Annotated in this window: 14 protein-coding genes; 8 read left to right on the top strand and 6 right to left on the bottom strand. The window is 52.3% G+C overall.

Going from position 1 to position 13,999, the window contains the following annotated elements; genetic code table 11:
• The first annotated feature begins 281 nt into the window (after positions 1-281).
• Genes trxA through bamD form a run of 3 tightly spaced genes read left to right on the top strand, consistent with a single transcriptional unit; the run spans position 282 to position 2,269 of the window.
• A complete protein-coding gene (gene trxA, locus KKG35_03400; GenBank protein ID MBU1737159.1) occupies positions 282-608 on the top strand; it encodes a thioredoxin in 327 nt (108 codons plus the stop codon).
• A gap of 60 nt (positions 609-668) precedes the next feature.
• Positions 669-1,592 carry a thioredoxin-disulfide reductase gene (trxB, locus tag KKG35_03395; GenBank protein ID MBU1737158.1) on the top strand — a complete coding sequence of 308 codons (924 nt, stop codon included), beginning with the start codon at positions 669-671 and terminating at the stop codon, positions 1,590-1,592.
• Positions 1,593-1,597: 5 nt separating this feature from the next.
• Complete coding sequence (bamD, locus tag KKG35_03390; protein ID MBU1737157.1) at positions 1,598-2,269, top strand: outer membrane protein assembly factor BamD; 672 nt, start codon at positions 1,598-1,600, stop codon at positions 2,267-2,269.
• A 38-nt stretch (positions 2,270-2,307) separates the two neighbouring features.
• On the opposite strand, the gene KKG35_03385 is transcribed toward bamD, so the two are convergent.
• Positions 2,308-2,478 carry a hypothetical protein gene (locus tag KKG35_03385; protein MBU1737156.1) on the bottom strand — a complete coding sequence of 57 codons (171 nt, stop codon included), beginning with the start codon at positions 2,476-2,478 and terminating at the stop codon, positions 2,308-2,310.
• Between the two features lie 571 nt (positions 2,479-3,049).
• Here KKG35_03385 and KKG35_03380 point away from each other — a divergent pair.
• Both KKG35_03380 and KKG35_03375 read left to right on the top strand, forming a co-directional pair.
• Complete coding sequence (locus KKG35_03380) at positions 3,050-3,577, top strand: hypothetical protein (GenBank protein ID MBU1737155.1); 528 nt, start codon at positions 3,050-3,052, stop codon at positions 3,575-3,577.
• Between the two features lie 156 nt (positions 3,578-3,733).
• Positions 3,734-4,816, top strand: coding sequence for a hypothetical protein (locus KKG35_03375; GenBank protein ID MBU1737154.1), 1,083 nt, complete (start codon positions 3,734-3,736; stop codon positions 4,814-4,816).
• Positions 4,817-4,909: 93 nt separating this feature from the next.
• On the opposite strand, the gene KKG35_03370 is transcribed toward KKG35_03375, so the two are convergent.
• The 4 genes from KKG35_03370 to lon form a co-directional block, all read right to left on the bottom strand.
• Positions 4,910-5,446 (bottom strand): epoxyqueuosine reductase QueH, encoded by a 537-nt coding sequence (locus KKG35_03370; protein ID MBU1737153.1) that lies wholly within the window; start codon positions 5,444-5,446, stop codon positions 4,910-4,912.
• The gene (locus KKG35_03365) at positions 5,443-7,002 is read right to left on the bottom strand and encodes a sigma 54-interacting transcriptional regulator (protein MBU1737152.1); all 1,560 of its coding nucleotides are present in this window, start codon (positions 7,000-7,002) and stop codon (positions 5,443-5,445) included. The genes KKG35_03370 and KKG35_03365 overlap by 4 nt, the downstream gene beginning before the upstream one ends.
• A gap of 190 nt (positions 7,003-7,192) precedes the next feature.
• Complete coding sequence (locus tag KKG35_03360; GenBank protein ID MBU1737151.1) at positions 7,193-7,570, bottom strand: PilZ domain-containing protein; 378 nt, start codon at positions 7,568-7,570, stop codon at positions 7,193-7,195.
• A 266-nt stretch (positions 7,571-7,836) separates the two neighbouring features.
• Positions 7,837-10,239, bottom strand: coding sequence for an endopeptidase La (lon, locus tag KKG35_03355; protein ID MBU1737150.1), 2,403 nt, complete (start codon positions 10,237-10,239; stop codon positions 7,837-7,839).
• Between the two features lie 190 nt (positions 10,240-10,429).
• Between lon and KKG35_03350 the strand changes: the two genes are divergently transcribed.
• The 3 genes from KKG35_03350 (at position 10,430) to KKG35_03340 (ending at position 13,196) form a co-directional block, all read left to right on the top strand.
• Entirely contained in the window at positions 10,430-10,945 is a 516-nt protein-coding gene (locus KKG35_03350) for a hypothetical protein (GenBank protein ID MBU1737149.1), read from the top strand.
• 251 nt (positions 10,946-11,196) lie between these two features.
• Positions 11,197-12,717: a conjugal transfer protein TraF gene (gene traF / locus KKG35_03345; GenBank protein MBU1737148.1), complete on the top strand. Its 1,521-nt coding sequence runs from the start codon at positions 11,197-11,199 to the stop codon at positions 12,715-12,717.
• 188 nt (positions 12,718-12,905) lie between these two features.
• The gene (locus KKG35_03340; protein MBU1737147.1) at positions 12,906-13,196 is read left to right on the top strand and encodes a hypothetical protein; all 291 of its coding nucleotides are present in this window, start codon (positions 12,906-12,908) and stop codon (positions 13,194-13,196) included.
• A gap of 64 nt (positions 13,197-13,260) precedes the next feature.
• Here KKG35_03340 and KKG35_03335 read toward each other — a convergent pair whose 3' ends face one another.
• Positions 13,261-13,917: a hypothetical protein gene (locus tag KKG35_03335; GenBank protein ID MBU1737146.1), complete on the bottom strand. Its 657-nt coding sequence runs from the start codon at positions 13,915-13,917 to the stop codon at positions 13,261-13,263.
• Positions 13,918-13,999 lie beyond the last annotated feature (82 nt).

Raw genomic sequence — 13,999 nt, 5'->3', positions numbered from 1 at the left:
GCTGAGTTGAGCAGCTTGCCTGCTCGTACGAAACTTATACCCGAAGGGTGAAAAGCTGAGTTGAGCAGCTTGCCTGCTCGTACGAAACTTATACCCGAAGGGTGAAAAGCTGAGTTGAGCAGCTTGCCTGCTCGTACCGATAAGCGAGCTAGCGAGACATCGAGACTTATACCCGAAGGGTGAAAAGCAGAGTTGAGCAGCTTACCTGCTCATGCGAGACTTCTGCCCGAAGGGTGCATAAATGATTGGTTCAATTTTTAATATCTACAGGGAGCTTCCTCATGGCCGGTGATAATGTTAAACAGCTTTCAGATGCTGATTTTGATGCAACCATAAAATCCAACACTCCCACCCTCGTCGACTTCTGGGCCCCCTGGTGCGGTCCCTGCAAGGCGATCGGGCCGGTGGTCGAAGACCTGGCCGGCGAGTACGCGGGCAAAGCGGTTATCGCCAAAATGAATGTTGATGAAAACCCTTCCACTCCGGGCAAGTTCGGGATCAGGGCCATCCCTACCCTGATTCTCTTCAAGGGAGGTCAGGTGGTCGATCAGGTGACCGGTGCGGTCGGCAAGGCCCAGCTTGTTTCAATGCTCAACAAAGCCCTTTAAGATCAATTTTACATTGTACGAAAGCCCTCTCTCCGGGGAGGGCTTTTTCATTTTGAGATCATGGCAGATTATCAACTCATCATTGTAGGTGGCGGCCCGACAGGATTAACGGCGGGTCTTTATGCATCCCGATCCAGAATCAAAACTCTTCTTCTGGAAAAAGGTGTTCCCGGCGGTCAGGTCCTGAATACCGACTGGATCGACAACTATCCCGGTTTTCCCGATGGGATTGCCGGCCATGAACTGGTTGAGAAGATGGTCGCCCAGGCGGCCCGCTTTGAGCTTGAAACCAGATCCGGAGCCGAGGTCGTGTCGATGGATCTGGCCGGGCCGGTTAAGAAGATCTCGCTTGCCGGTGGTGAAGTTCTTACCGCCGATGCTGTGATTCTGGCCACAGGCGCCAGGCCGGGCAAGCTCAATGTCCCCGGAGAGGCTGAAAATGCCGGAAAAGGGGTTTCCTACTGCGCGACCTGCGACGGTCCTTTTTTCCGGAATCAGGAAATTGCGGTGGTCGGAGGTGGCAATACCGCGATTCAGGAGGCCGTGTATCTGACCAAGTTTGCCAGCAAGGTCACCGTGATCCATAGGCGGGACGAGCTCCGGGCGACCAAGATTGTTCAGGAGCAGGCCTTTGCCAATGACAAGATTGAATTTGTCTGGAACTCGGTGGTGACCTCAATCGATGGCAAGAACGGGGTGGAGGAGATCTCCCTGCGTGATAATGACGGCAAGGAGTCGAGACTTTCGGTTTACGGAATCTTCATTCTGGTCGGGACAATTCCGAACAACGAGATGCTGCCGCTGGACCAGCTCGCCATGGAAGACGGGTTTATTATCACCGACCGGGAAATGCGCACCAATCTGAAAGGGGTCATGGCGGCCGGCGATATTGTCAGCAAGGATGTCCGCCAGGTCATTAACGGTGCCGGCGAAGGCGCGGTGGCGGCCATGTCCGCAGAACATTTTCTGTCAACCCTGGGCTGAGAAAGATGAATATTTCCGGCAAAATTACGGCGGGTTTCATGGTGGCAGTGGTTCTGCTCACCATGGCCGGTTGTGCGGGAAAGGACGGTAAGGAAGTCCCTGCCGAGGATTTGGCCCGTGAAGGTCTCGAGCTGTTTGACCGGGGCAAGTATTACAAGGCCCTGCAGACATTTGATATCATCAAGGACCGTTTCCCGTTCAGCCGTTTCTCCCTGCTGGCCGAGCTGAAATCCGCCGACTGCAAGTTTTATATGGAAGAATATGAAGAGGCGCAGGGTCTCTATGAGGAATTTGAAAAAAACCATCCGACCAATGAGGCTATTCCCTACGTTATCTTTCAAACCGGGCGGTGCCAGTACACCAAGATTGATACCGTCGATCGCGATACCTCCGGCGCCCACAAGGCGATAGAAATCTTTACCCGGCTGATCAAAACGTATCCTAAATCCTCCTATGTCGTTGAAGCAAAAGCCCTGATCAAGAAAAGTACGGAGTTCCTTGGCGAACACGAATTGTACGTGGCCAACTGGTATCTGAAAACAGAACAGCCCGAACAGGCGAGGATCAGGATTGAATATCTTCTGGATCACTATCCCGAAACCTTTGCTGCCGCAGAAGCCAACAGGATGCTGGCGCTGCTCGAAAAGGAACCGGGCAAGGAACCTGTTAAGAAGTAGTCGCCCCGAAGTAGTACAGACGGCTTTTCTTCCGCGAATCATTCTTTGAGAATTCCTTTATAGTTCCGGGCATGGACCGTCAGCTGCCCAGTGCCGTCAGTGCAGGGGATTTCCGCAGCCAGTTCGCCTGAAAACTGCTTGCTGTTTACCGGTGAAATTTTCCTGGTGTGCCGGTGAAGTATGCCATGCCCCCTTTCTATGACCAGCATCGACAAAATTCCGCTTCCTGTACGATAGAGTTTTCCGAGTCTGGAATTCTTTGTCATTCCTTATTGTGGCTCTCTATGAAACTCGGCTAATTGACCATTTTTGCCTTTATTGAGCTATCCCGGATGCCGGATCAAGACCGGCCGGGCTAGTGTCACGTCAACTCTGAACCGTCACATCTTTCTCGTCGTTTTTCGCGCCTCCTGCGTTACCTGTTGGGTTACATAGCGCTGCTATGCAACCCAACACGTGCCTTGCCGGCACAAAAAATGCCGGAAAAATATTATGACATTTCATCCTTGACGCGACACTAGACCCGGACTCCAGAATGCGAATAGCTGAGTTTGCTTAAGAGGCAAATTCCTTATTGATATTCTGGGTATCTGTTATGGCCGACGGATGCCATGACCTTTGTTGCATTCAGGACCAGTTTATGGTTCGGGGACGGGTCACCACAGTGCAGCTTTTTCTGGTGCGGTGGTTTTTTTTCAGCTAGAATTTTCCAGGGCAATCCGCTTTTTTTTGCCCGCCGGCAGAGATTTTTTCCCATCGCCAACCGCCCAGGATGCCGTGATGAGCAGTGTTAAATTCCGGACGATCATTTCCATTGCGGTCATTATCGCCGTTGGTGCGCCGTACTGCAGCGATGCCGGTTTTGGTTACCTGATCGCTGTCGTTTCTCTGCAGGTTGTCACCCTGCTTTTGGCAATCGCGGCCCTTATTTTCTACATGATGCGGCGCGGGCTGAAAGACCATCCCCACCGCATGGCAAAGTGGCTGGCCACCGTGGCGTTGGCCCTGTTTCTCCAGACGATCTCGCTGCCGATCCTCGGCAAGATGGAGCAGAACAGAATCAGGGCAGGGAAAAATTACTGTGAATCGCTGATTGCCGGTATTGAACAATACAGGCTGGTCAACGATATCTATCCGGAATCTCTTGCGCAACTCACTCCGATTTCTCCGGCACCATCCTTTCTCCGCAACCAGCAGTTTTACCGCGCCTGGCCCGACGATTATTCGTTCAATTTTCATACCCCGGGCAGTTTCATGATGTCTTACCACTATGACCGCAGGGAAAAAAAGTGGGAAGCTTTCGATTGAGCAGGAGTCCTCTTCATAAATGAACACGAGGTTTGCCGAACTTAGGGTCGACCATGGGGGCCGAAGATGAAAATGGTGTTTTCACCCTTCGGGTATAAGTTTCTTTTGAGCAGACGATCTGCTCAACTCAGCTTTATCCTCATCCTATTCTTGATCTTGCTGGCCTTAATCATCGGCGGCGCCTATTACTTTCTTGTCGCTTTTTCCCAGGTCACCTCGGTAAACATGGTTGCGGCCATGACCTGGGGACTCAAGTCTGACGGCCGCCCCCTGGTTCTGATCTCCGCCCTGATCTATTTCGTCTTTGCCCTGTTGCTTCTGGGAATGCTGCAGAAGCCCTATCTCCTCCTCAATATGGGGCTCAGCCACCAGGGGGCGTTGCGGGGTTATGCGGAAAGCACGAAGACGGCCAGACTATACGACCCCGTCCGGCAGGAGTATGTGTCCGTGGCCATGAATCCACCCGCTCTGGCCGCTGAACGATTCGACCGGGCCTTCGAGGTGGTGACCACCTATCGTCTCTTTCCTTTCGATACGCCCCTGAACGCCAGGGGGCAGAGTTTTGTCCGCGCCGTTTTTCACATCCTGGTCATCGTTCTGTTCTTTTGCCTGCTTTGCCTGTTCCAGTATATGCTGGCCAGGAACTATCTCGACGCGATCCAACCGCCCCGACAACTCACCTTCCAACTCTTTCTCTCCCAGGGTTGGGCAAGCGTCAGGGAACCCCTGCTGTCCCGGCCGTTGGCATTTATCCTGCTGTTTTTTCTGATCTCCCTCTCCGGCGGAGTTCTGGAGCGTTATATTCGTCACGGTTACGAGGAGAGGTTTGCGGACGTGCGCAACTCCTTCCAGAGGCAGATTATGGCCGGTGTCAGGCCGGGGCAGCTGATTCGCGGCCGCCTGGTCGGACGGATGTTCAACTATAAAAAATTGCATGACGAAGCCATCGGGGTCAGCTTCAAGTCCGATCAGGACTACCGGCGGACAATTTCAACCACCACCTATACTTTCGCCTTTGAGGACATGGTCCGGCGGACGCCGGTATATCTCTGCATCACCTATGAGGATTTTGCCGACCAGATCCCCAGGATCAAGCAGCTTGACCGGTTTTTCCCGCCCCGGGTTCCGGTCTGGAAGGATCCGACTTTCAGTGACCCCAGGCTGATGGAACCCACCGAGCCCCGGGAGTTCACTTTTACCGTGAACGACGATTACAGTATCGCCCTTGTCCCGGAGTAAGCGAGGGAGAACCTGCTTTGCGGTGCTTTGATCTCCTGAGGATGAGACAGATGCGGATGCTCGCCGTGAGAATTGCGAAGCCGGGAGAGGTGTTCACCCGGCTCTTTTTTCATAGCGTTCCTGCTCACTGTAGATGCAGCCGCAATAGGGCTGACGGTACAGGCCGCGTTCAATGGCGAGGTCGATCCCCTCCCGCCACCCTTCCCGGAAGTCCCGGTAATAAAAGGAAACTCCGTATTCACTTGCCATCTTTTCACCGATTTCACGGATCCGGTCGTGTTTCTGAAACCGGCTGTAGAGGAGGGTGGTGCTGAAGGCGTCCGCCCCGATTGTAGCCGCCTTGCGGGCTGTTTCGGCGAGGCGCATCTCGTAACAGGTCCGGCAGCGGTTTTCCTCATTGAATACAACTTTTCGCAGATACTCTTTCAAGCCGTATTCGCGATCATACTCCACTTCCATTCCGGTCTGCCGGCAGAACTCTTCCAGAGCGCTGATCCTCCGCTGGAACTCACGATAGGGGTGAATGTTCGGATTGTGGAAATACCCCTGGATAGTGTGCCCTTCTGCGGTAAGGGTTTTGAAAGGATAGGTGGTGCAGGGGCCGCAGCAGATATGGAGCAGGAGATTCATCGGTTTGCTTTCTTGAATTGTCGACAGTCGATCAGGTATTTCCCGATCTTGTAATTGATGATCCGGAGCGATGAACCAAGCTCTTCTGCTGTTTTTGTCTGGTTACCGCCGGTCCTTTTGAGCGAGGCGACGATGAGTTCCTTTTCAAAATTTTCCACCGCCCGGGAGAAAGAAAGACCGGTATTTTCCTCACTGCCGCTGGTCCTTGCGGTCTGCAGGCTGGGAGGCAGGTGGATGCTCTTGATGGAATCATCGTCGCAGATCAGCACTGCCCGCTCGATACAGTTTTCCAGCTCTCGAACATTCCCCGGCCAGTGATACTGCATCAGAAGGTCAATGGCCGGGGTTGAGATCCGCCGGATTTGCCGGTTGTTTTCGGCGCTGTATTTATTCAGGAAAAATTCGGCCAGGAGCAGGATGTCGGTTTTTCTGTCCCGTAATGGTGGCATATAGATCGGAAAGACGTTGAGCCGGTAGTAAAGATCTTCACGGAAACTGCCCGAGGCGACGGCATCTTCCAGATTCTTGTTCGTTGCCGTAATCAGCCGTGCCCCTGATTTGATGGTTTTGCCGCTGCCCAGGGGTTGGAATTCCCGGTCCTGGACCACGTTCAGTAGTTTGACCTGAATGGCCTGGGAGAGTTCGCCGATCTCATCAAGAAAAAGAGTTCCTTTCCCGGCAAGTTCGAAACGCCCTTTTTTGGCGGTGTGGGCACCGGTAAAGGCTCCTTTTTCATGACCGAAAAGCTCGCTTTCGAGAAGGGTTTCCGGCACGGCTGAACAGTTGACCACCACGAAGGGTTCTTTGGCCCGTTTGCTGTTGTAGTGGAGCCCTTTGGCAACCAGAGTTTTCCCGGTTCCGGACTCGCCACGTAAAAATACCGTGGCTTCGGAGTCCTTGACCCGATGCATCATTTCAAATACTTCCTGCATCCGGCTGCTGTTGCTGATAAAATTTTCAAACTGGTATTTTCCGTACAGCTCCATTTTTAACAGTTGATTTTCGTCTTCAAGGCGCTTTTTCTCCCTGTTTACCGCCTGAATTCTGGTGACGCTCTGGGCGATGAGACCGCTGATAACGGTCAGGAACTGCAGATCTTTTTCAAAGTTGAGACCTTCCCGGTATTTCCGGTCGATGCTCAATGCGCCGATGGTGTTATTGCCCCGTTTGATGGGTACGCAGATAAAGGAGGTTGCCTCTGCTTTAACATTTCCTCTGGATTTGGTGCGGTTCAGGAACATCGGTTCTTCACTGATCTGGGGGACAACAATCGGTGCGCCGCTGGCAACCACCCGCCCGGTTATCCCTTCGCCGATCTTGTATTTGCCGAGTTTGCGGGACTCGTCACTCATGCCGTGCGCCACTTCAATTGCGAGTTCGCCGTTCACCGGGTTGATAATGGTGACGGTGCCATTGGTCATCCCGGTTCTGGCGGAAAGAGTTTCCATGACCTGCTCCAGACAATCGCGCAGATCGGTCGAAGAGGCAAGGGCGCGGGTGATTTCGTAGAGGCAGGTGAGATCGGCCAGTTCCTGTTGGGAGTTGTTATCGGTCATCTTTTTGCTGAGCCTTGATGGGTTATGAAAAATCGATGCTGCAGAGTACCACTTTCTTACAAATATGTAATCCATAAATCGGGGGTTTGACGCAGGAAGCTTTGGGGACTCAAATGGTAGTTGAAATTCGTTCGCAGGATCGGCATTCAGGGTGAAAATAATGAAAGATGGCAGGAGAAAGAGTTTGGTCTCAGATCCCGGCCATCAGGCCGCCCCATTCCAGGAGTTTTCGGATCTGTTGCAGGCCGTCATCGGTGATCTCGATGAACTGGCAGCCGCAGCCGAGATAGTCAAACATTCCCTGATCATGGGTCCATCTGACTTCCAGCAAGATATTGGTGGTCTGGTTAATGATGCTGTTTGAGTGAATCTCATTCAGGACAAGAAGATCATTTGTCTTTAATTTCAAATCACGATCAAGCCGGATAGACGCAAACAGCCCGCCGAGACTCATGTTCAGGATTCTGGCAAAGAACGCATTTTCCGGGGCATTCACAGGATGAAAGGTTCCTACCACCTCTGTTTCAGAGGTAAAGTAGATCCTTTCATGTACTCTCTGTTCTCTCATCCCAATTTTCCAAAGCAGATCCGGCGTTTCCCCAAGGATAAAGCAAATGCTTAAGTACAGCATAGGATGGGCATTTCTGGAAGTCAAGGAAATAGGTACCTGTCAGGAAGCCACCTCTCAGAATCGACCCGCTGCCGCGCCAAACCGGGACATTAATGAGTGAATCCGATGATCCATGCCTCGTAACGCTGAGGCTTGTCCTTTTCGCCGAGCTGCCCGGTAGTGCACACCTTACGGAGCCGGGTGAAGATTTCCGCCGATTTTTTTTAAAGTATGATATTTGCCACCTGCCTGAATTTTTTGCAGAAATGTGCAGTCATGCCTTTTCTGATGTGCTCGGGGAGTTCTTCAAAATCTCCCCTGTTTGCCTCGGGGAGGATCACCTCCCTGATCCCCCGTCTTTTTGCGGCGATCATCTTCTCTTTGATCCCCCCTACCGGCAGGACATTCCCGGTCAGGGTCAGTTCGCCGGTCATTGCCAGCGAGCGGTCAATTTCCCGGTTCAGAGAAAGGAGAAGCAGGGCGCTGGCCATGGTAATGCCGGCGCTGGGGCCGTCTTTTTTGGTGGCCCCTTCCGGAACATGGAGATGAATGAAACGGCTGTTGAAAAAATCTTTTTTTGCGCCAAATTTCCAGGCGTTGGCGGCAATGTAGCTGTAGGCGATCTCCGAAGATTCCTTCATCACCTCGCCGAGCTGGCCGGTCTGTTTGAAACCTCGCTGCTGGTCGTGGATAGTGGTTGCCTCCACCGGCAGGGTTGCCCCTCCCATGGCAGTCCAGGCAAGTCCGGTAACCACTCCGACTCCGGTTATCATCTCTTCCTTCCGGAAGACGGGTTTCCCGATAAAGTCGGCCAGGTTTTTCACGGTAACGCTGATTTTTGCTCCGGGTTGGTCGAGCAGTTTGACCACCGATTTTCGGATGATCTTGTTCAGCTGTTTTTCAAGCCTTCTGACCCCGGCTTCCCGGGCATAACCTTCAATGATCTGGTGCAGCGCAGCATCTGTTATCCTGGTCTGAAATTTTTTCAGACCGCCTCTTTCGAGGGCGCGGGGCCAGAGATGATTTTTGGCAATAGCCAGTTTTTCCTCCGTGATGTAGCCGGAAAGACGGATCATCTCCATCCGGTCAAGGAGCGGCGCCGGGATGGTGTCCAGCTGGTTTGCGGTACACATGAAGAGAATCTTGGACAGATCGATCCTCAGGTCAAGATAATGGTCGAGAAATTCAACATTCTGTTCCGGGTCGAGAACCTCAAGCAGGGCCGAGGCTGGATCTCCCTGATAGGAGGCCCCGATTTTATCGATCTCATCGAGCATGATCACCGGGTTCGCAACCTTCACCTCTTTCAAGGCCTGAACGAACTTGCCAGGCAGGGCGCCGATATAGGTGCGTCGGTGCCCTTTGATCTCGGCCTCGTCACGCATGCCGCCGAGACTGAACCGGTAGAACTTTCTGCCGAGGGCCTCGGCTACGGATTTGCCGATTGAGGTTTTTCCAACCCCGGGAGGGCCCACCAGAAGCATAATTGAGCCGGTGACCTCTTTCCGGTAAGCGCCAACCGCCAGAAATTCGATGATCCGGTCTTTGACATCCGAAAGGCCGTCATGGTCGCGGTCGAGAATTTTTCGCGCTTTCTTGAGATCGAGCTTGTCTTCCGAATAAACGCCCCAGGGAACTGAGGTGGCCCAGTCCAGATAGTTGCGGGTGACGCCATATTCCGGTGAGCCGGTTTCCAGGATGGAGAGTTTTTTCAACTCCTCATTGATTCTGGCGAGGGTTGCTTCCGGCGGATGGAGTTCGGTAAGGCGGTTCCTGAAGAGCTCTACATCGGCGCTGCGGTCGTCCTTGGTGATCCCGAGTTCTTCCTGGATCGTTTTCATCTGCTCCCGTAAGAAAAACTCTCGCTGCCGTTCGCTGATCTTGCGGTTCATCTCCTCGCTGATCTCAGACTGCAGTTTAAGGACCTGCAGTTCCTTGTGGAGGATCGGCAGCACTTTTTTCATCCGGGGCAGAATCTTGATGGTTTCGAGGATCTCCTGCAGCTTCTCGCCGGTGGTGGTGGTCAGCTGTGCCGCAAAATCAGTCAGCGGTGAAGGTTCATTTGGATTGAAGTGTTTCATGTACTGCTTGAGCTCCTCCCCGTAGAGAGGATTGTTCTTGACCAGCTCCTTGATGGCATTGATGATGGCCAGGGCGTAAGCTTTTACTTCATCGCTCTCGGTGGAAGCAGTGTCTTCTTCCGGGTATTCAACTTCAACCAGAAATGGCGCCTCTCTTTTCAGCCATTTTTTTATCCTGAAGCGTCGCAGCCCCTGACCCATGAATTGGATATGATCGTCCAGTTTCGTCGGTTTATGAAGCCGGGTCAGGGTGCCGATCACTGAAAAGTTTTCCGGCTCTGCCTGCTCAGATGGAAGTTCGCCAACGTATACCATGCCGCAACTGTGATGGCCTGATTCTCCGATTCTGGTGAGAGTTTCTTCCCAATGTTGAGCTGTGACGACAATGGGAAGAATCTGTCCGGGAAAGAATGGCCGGGTGTTGACCGGCAACAGGTAAATATGGGATGGGGGAATCTGATCCGGCAATGCCAGGCTGCGACCCTCTTCAGCGGTTATAATCTCTGTCTTGTCGGCGTTGTTCTTATTATTTTCTTCTGTGTTCATCGTAGACCTTCAGGGATGATGTGTGTTTTTTTTTCTACCTACTATTGAATAAACATTATGCCCTGCTTGTCAACTTGAGTGAACATCCTGAAATGGAATGGTTGTTGAGGTATTTGACCGCCGGCGGTTTCATGCATACGTTCTTGGTATGCCAGTTGGGAGTTAAACGATAAATCAGAAGAGGTGGGCTATGAATAAATATCTAATTATTACAGCTCTATATCTGGTGATTGGCGGGTGCGCAGCACTAACCCTAGAAAGGGGCGATGTTGTTGACCGGAAAGAGATTGCCGGGACATATAATCTGGTTCTGGTGGGCGGGACGTATGCCGCTGATGCGGAGCGGCTGGTGATTCTTGACGCCGCCAATGATGGGTACACTTTCCGGCCGGTCACCGCACCGGGTCGGGTACAGTTGGTTCCAGAAATTGGTGCCGCTGAAGCACTCCGGAAAGCTGAAGCATTTTTTTCAGATCATTGTGCATATGACGGATATCAGATCAAGAAGCTGACCAAGCCTGATGGGGGATTTGTCGGGTATGAACTTGTCCCGGATTATCCGGCCTCACTCTGCGAGGATGGCAATATTCTGCAGGTCAGCTACAGTCAGGGCAACGAAGGCGAGATCAAGGTGTATACCTGGCTGATACTCAAAAAGGAACATGGTGGGTCCGTCCATGAATCGAGAGTGGTCCGTGAAGAATAGCGGTGCAATGACCATCTCGATTGGCTTCGCTACTCTGTCGTGATTTGCTAAAGCTTTATTCCTTTCTTCCCGTGTCGAAGTGGTTCCCTTTTCTGCGTTCATTATCTCCTTCATGTCGCTTATTTTCCGGATGTTGTGATCGGGATTGCAGAAGTCGCGAATTAAAGGTTGATCCGGCGGCACCATTTTTCATATCCTGTATTGATCGAAACAAGGCCACAAGATGGGCCGGTCAATTTATGGAGGGAGAAATGTCAGGATTGAAAAAGGTTCCCCAGGCGCTGATTGTTTTGAGCGTTGCAGCTCTTTTGTTTCCATCTGCCCACCTCTTCGCCATGGATACCTTTATGGCGGGGCCGAGGGCGGCGGGGATGGCCGGGGCCAATGTGGCATCGGTCAACGACACCTCAGCCCAGTATTATAACCCGGCGGCTTTCGGGTTTTTCGGCAAAAAAGACGAATCTCTTCTCGGGAACAAGGAGAAGCAGCTCTCCGACAACAATGATCTGGGGAGCAAGGACTGGGGGGTGGATATTTCCGCGGGCGCCGGGTACCGGCAGCACAACAAATTCGGAGAGTATCTCGATGATCTTGACAAGATCGACCAGGACATGCTTTCGACAAATGGCATACAATCCCAGGGCGACCTTGAAAATCTGGTCAGCCTGGTCAAGGATCTTGACGGACTTGATGATCCCGGGAATGCCATCAGTGCCAATGCCAACGGAGGATTGGGCATCCGGGTCGGCAGTTTCGGCATTGGCGGGCATGGATATTTTCAGGCCACCGGCCGGGTATTGAGTATTGATACCATCAATCTCGGGTTGAGGGTGAATGGTGCCGATCTCTCAACTGACATCACCGCTGTTGCCATGCCGGCTGATTACACCGGGTATACCCCGCAGGTATTTGATGCCGCGCAACGGACCCAGCTTCTTGCCACCGGCCTGACCGCAACCGCCATTGACCGCCTGGATTATTATGCCTACCAGGAAGGACTGACTTCCGCTAACGTCCAGGGCACCGTTGATATCCTGGCGAGTGTTTCGACCCAATCCGGCGCTTCCACCCTCGATGACAACACTACCACCGCTCTCTTCACCGGCTTCGGGGTCGGGGAGGTTCCCCTCACATACGGCCATGCATTCAACGAGCACTTCTCCATCGGCGCAAACCTCAAGTTCATGAAAGGCCGCGTCTATGGCAACCAGGTTATTGTTTTCGACAACGACTCCGGGGAGGCCGTCAAAAAAAGCGATGAACAGTATGAAGAAACCAACAATTTCGGCATCGATATCGGTCTGATGGCCAGGATGTCGATGTTCAATGTCGGCCTGATCGGCAGGAACCTGAACGCACCGAAATTCGATGGTCCCACAATAGCTTTCAGCACCGGGACCGTCACTTTCGACGACGTCCGTATTGATCCCCAGGTTACTTTCGGGGTGGCCTTTATTCCGGTCGATACCTTCACTCTGGAGGTGGATATCGACCTGACCGAAAATGAAACCACTTTGAGCAATTATGAGACCCGGAATGTCATGATCGGTCTTGAGTGGAATGTCTGGCATTTCCTGGCCCTGCGGGGTGGGGCTTACAAAAATCTTGCCGAAGACGATATCGATTGGGTGTATACTGCCGGTTTGGGCGTGAATATGTGGGCGGTCAGACTTGATCTGGCCGGGGCCATGTCTTCGACCAAGGAACGGTTTGATGATGACGAGGTCCCCAAAGAGGCCGGGGCGAGTCTGCAGCTGTCGGTCGATTTCTGATATCCCGAAAGTCATCCCTTAGGAAACGACGTTGATGCCGTCCTGTCGATCTTGTTTTTGCTGGTCAATGAACCGGCACTGGGAAGGTAGCCGACTGGTTTTTTTAGGAATCATTTCTAAAAAAAACTGTCATTTTATCCCGAGGTCTTCTATATTATGATCAAAGGAACTGATAAAGGAGGATTCCAATGGCGAAGCGAAATATGGTTCTGGCTGCAGTTTTTCTTTTATTTTCAACCCTTGGGGCAGTGCAGGCTGCGGCTGAAGGTCAATGCGCCAAGCTGTTGACCACTGTCTGCAATGATTGTCATAACACCGACCGGGTTTGCAATGCGATGGGTGGTACTCCGGAAAGGATGAAGGGGTTGATTGACTGGATGATTTCCAACGGCGCTGAGCTTGAGTCGGAAGAAAAGGTTCTGCTGGTCAATTGCCTCTCCGAACCTTACGAGGAAGCAAAAAAAGTTTGCGGGAAATAGATGTTCAGGAAAAGGGGCCGAGAATTCTGGTTCGGCCCCTTTCCCATGCCACGCTGTTCTGATCCTATCTCAAAGCCTGCAGCACTTCCGGTGAATTGAACAGCTGTTCCATCTTGCTGCTGAATGCTTCTCGGACCTTCTGTTCATAGATGACCATGAATCTCGCACCCCGCAATTGACCAAGATCATCGAAACCGGTGAGATCTTTTTGTGCGAGAACATTCCCCGAGCCGTTCATAACTGCCAGCCTGAAGTCGAATTTAAGCCCGAGATTCCCGGCCGCTCCCATGTCAGGTTTCCATTCCAGAAGGCCGAGATGAATCAGTTTGTCGCCACCTGCCGTTGTCAGTTTCCCGGCAACTGCGACAGCATCGTCCTGCGGCAGAACGGTCACCGGGGTGACTTTGAATCCTTTTTTATTTAACGAATTGCTAAGTGATTCGGCCATGTCTTCTACCAGCGGCCGGTTGCTGGTGGTGCTGACAAAAAAGGGATTCCCCCAGCCACCCCTGATGATTCCGGCAAGCTGCGGTTGATTGCGGCCGGAAACAATGTATTCCCGCTGATCCTGAACAGTAACGGCAACACTGCCGCTGCCGGCAAGGGAAAGATTCGGATCGGCTTGTTCTATTGCATATTTCTGACCGACCGCGCAACCGCTGAGGATCTGGACCGCTGTCAGTAACAACAAAATCTTAAGCAACGCGTTTAATCTGTGCATAATTGTTCTCCCTTTCTCTCAATTTTTCTTTTTCCTGAAAAACAATGTATCACTTTAGCATAATTTCGTAAGCGCAGGTCAA

This window comes from Pseudomonadota bacterium (assembly GCA_018823285.1).
In the GTDB taxonomy this organism is placed as follows: Bacteria; Desulfobacterota; Desulfobulbia; order Desulfobulbales; family JAGXFP01; genus JAHJIQ01.
The sequence above is the reverse complement of the archived record's forward strand: the minus strand, read 5'-3'. Positions and strand labels throughout refer to the sequence as shown.

Bases quoted from the DNA above. Each gene is read 5' to 3' on its own strand.
- trxA (MBU1737159.1), top strand. From the start codon at position 282: ATGGCCGGTGATAATGTTAAACAGCTTTCAGATGCTGATTTTGATGCA.
- trxB (MBU1737158.1), top strand. From the start codon at position 669: ATGGCAGATTATCAACTCATCATTGTAGGTGGCGGCCCGACAGGATTA.
- bamD (MBU1737157.1), top strand. From the start codon at position 1,598: ATGAATATTTCCGGCAAAATTACGGCGGGTTTCATGGTGGCAGTGGTT.
- KKG35_03385 (MBU1737156.1), bottom strand. From the start codon at position 2,478: ATGCTGGTCATAGAAAGGGGGCATGGCATACTTCACCGGCACACCAGG.
- KKG35_03380 (MBU1737155.1), top strand. From the start codon at position 3,050: ATGAGCAGTGTTAAATTCCGGACGATCATTTCCATTGCGGTCATTATC.
- KKG35_03370 (MBU1737153.1), bottom strand. From the start codon at position 5,446: ATGAATCTCCTGCTCCATATCTGCTGCGGCCCCTGCACCACCTATCCT.
- KKG35_03365 (MBU1737152.1), bottom strand. From the start codon at position 7,002: ATGACCGATAACAACTCCCAACAGGAACTGGCCGATCTCACCTGCCTC.
- KKG35_03360 (MBU1737151.1), bottom strand. From the start codon at position 7,570: ATGAGAGAACAGAGAGTACATGAAAGGATCTACTTTACCTCTGAAACA.
- lon (MBU1737150.1), bottom strand. From the start codon at position 10,239: ATGAACACAGAAGAAAATAATAAGAACAACGCCGACAAGACAGAGATT.
- KKG35_03350 (MBU1737149.1), top strand. From the start codon at position 10,430: ATGAATAAATATCTAATTATTACAGCTCTATATCTGGTGATTGGCGGG.
- traF (MBU1737148.1), top strand. From the start codon at position 11,197: ATGTCAGGATTGAAAAAGGTTCCCCAGGCGCTGATTGTTTTGAGCGTT.
- KKG35_03340 (MBU1737147.1), top strand. From the start codon at position 12,906: ATGGCGAAGCGAAATATGGTTCTGGCTGCAGTTTTTCTTTTATTTTCA.
- KKG35_03335 (MBU1737146.1), bottom strand. From the start codon at position 13,917: ATGCACAGATTAAACGCGTTGCTTAAGATTTTGTTGTTACTGACAGCG.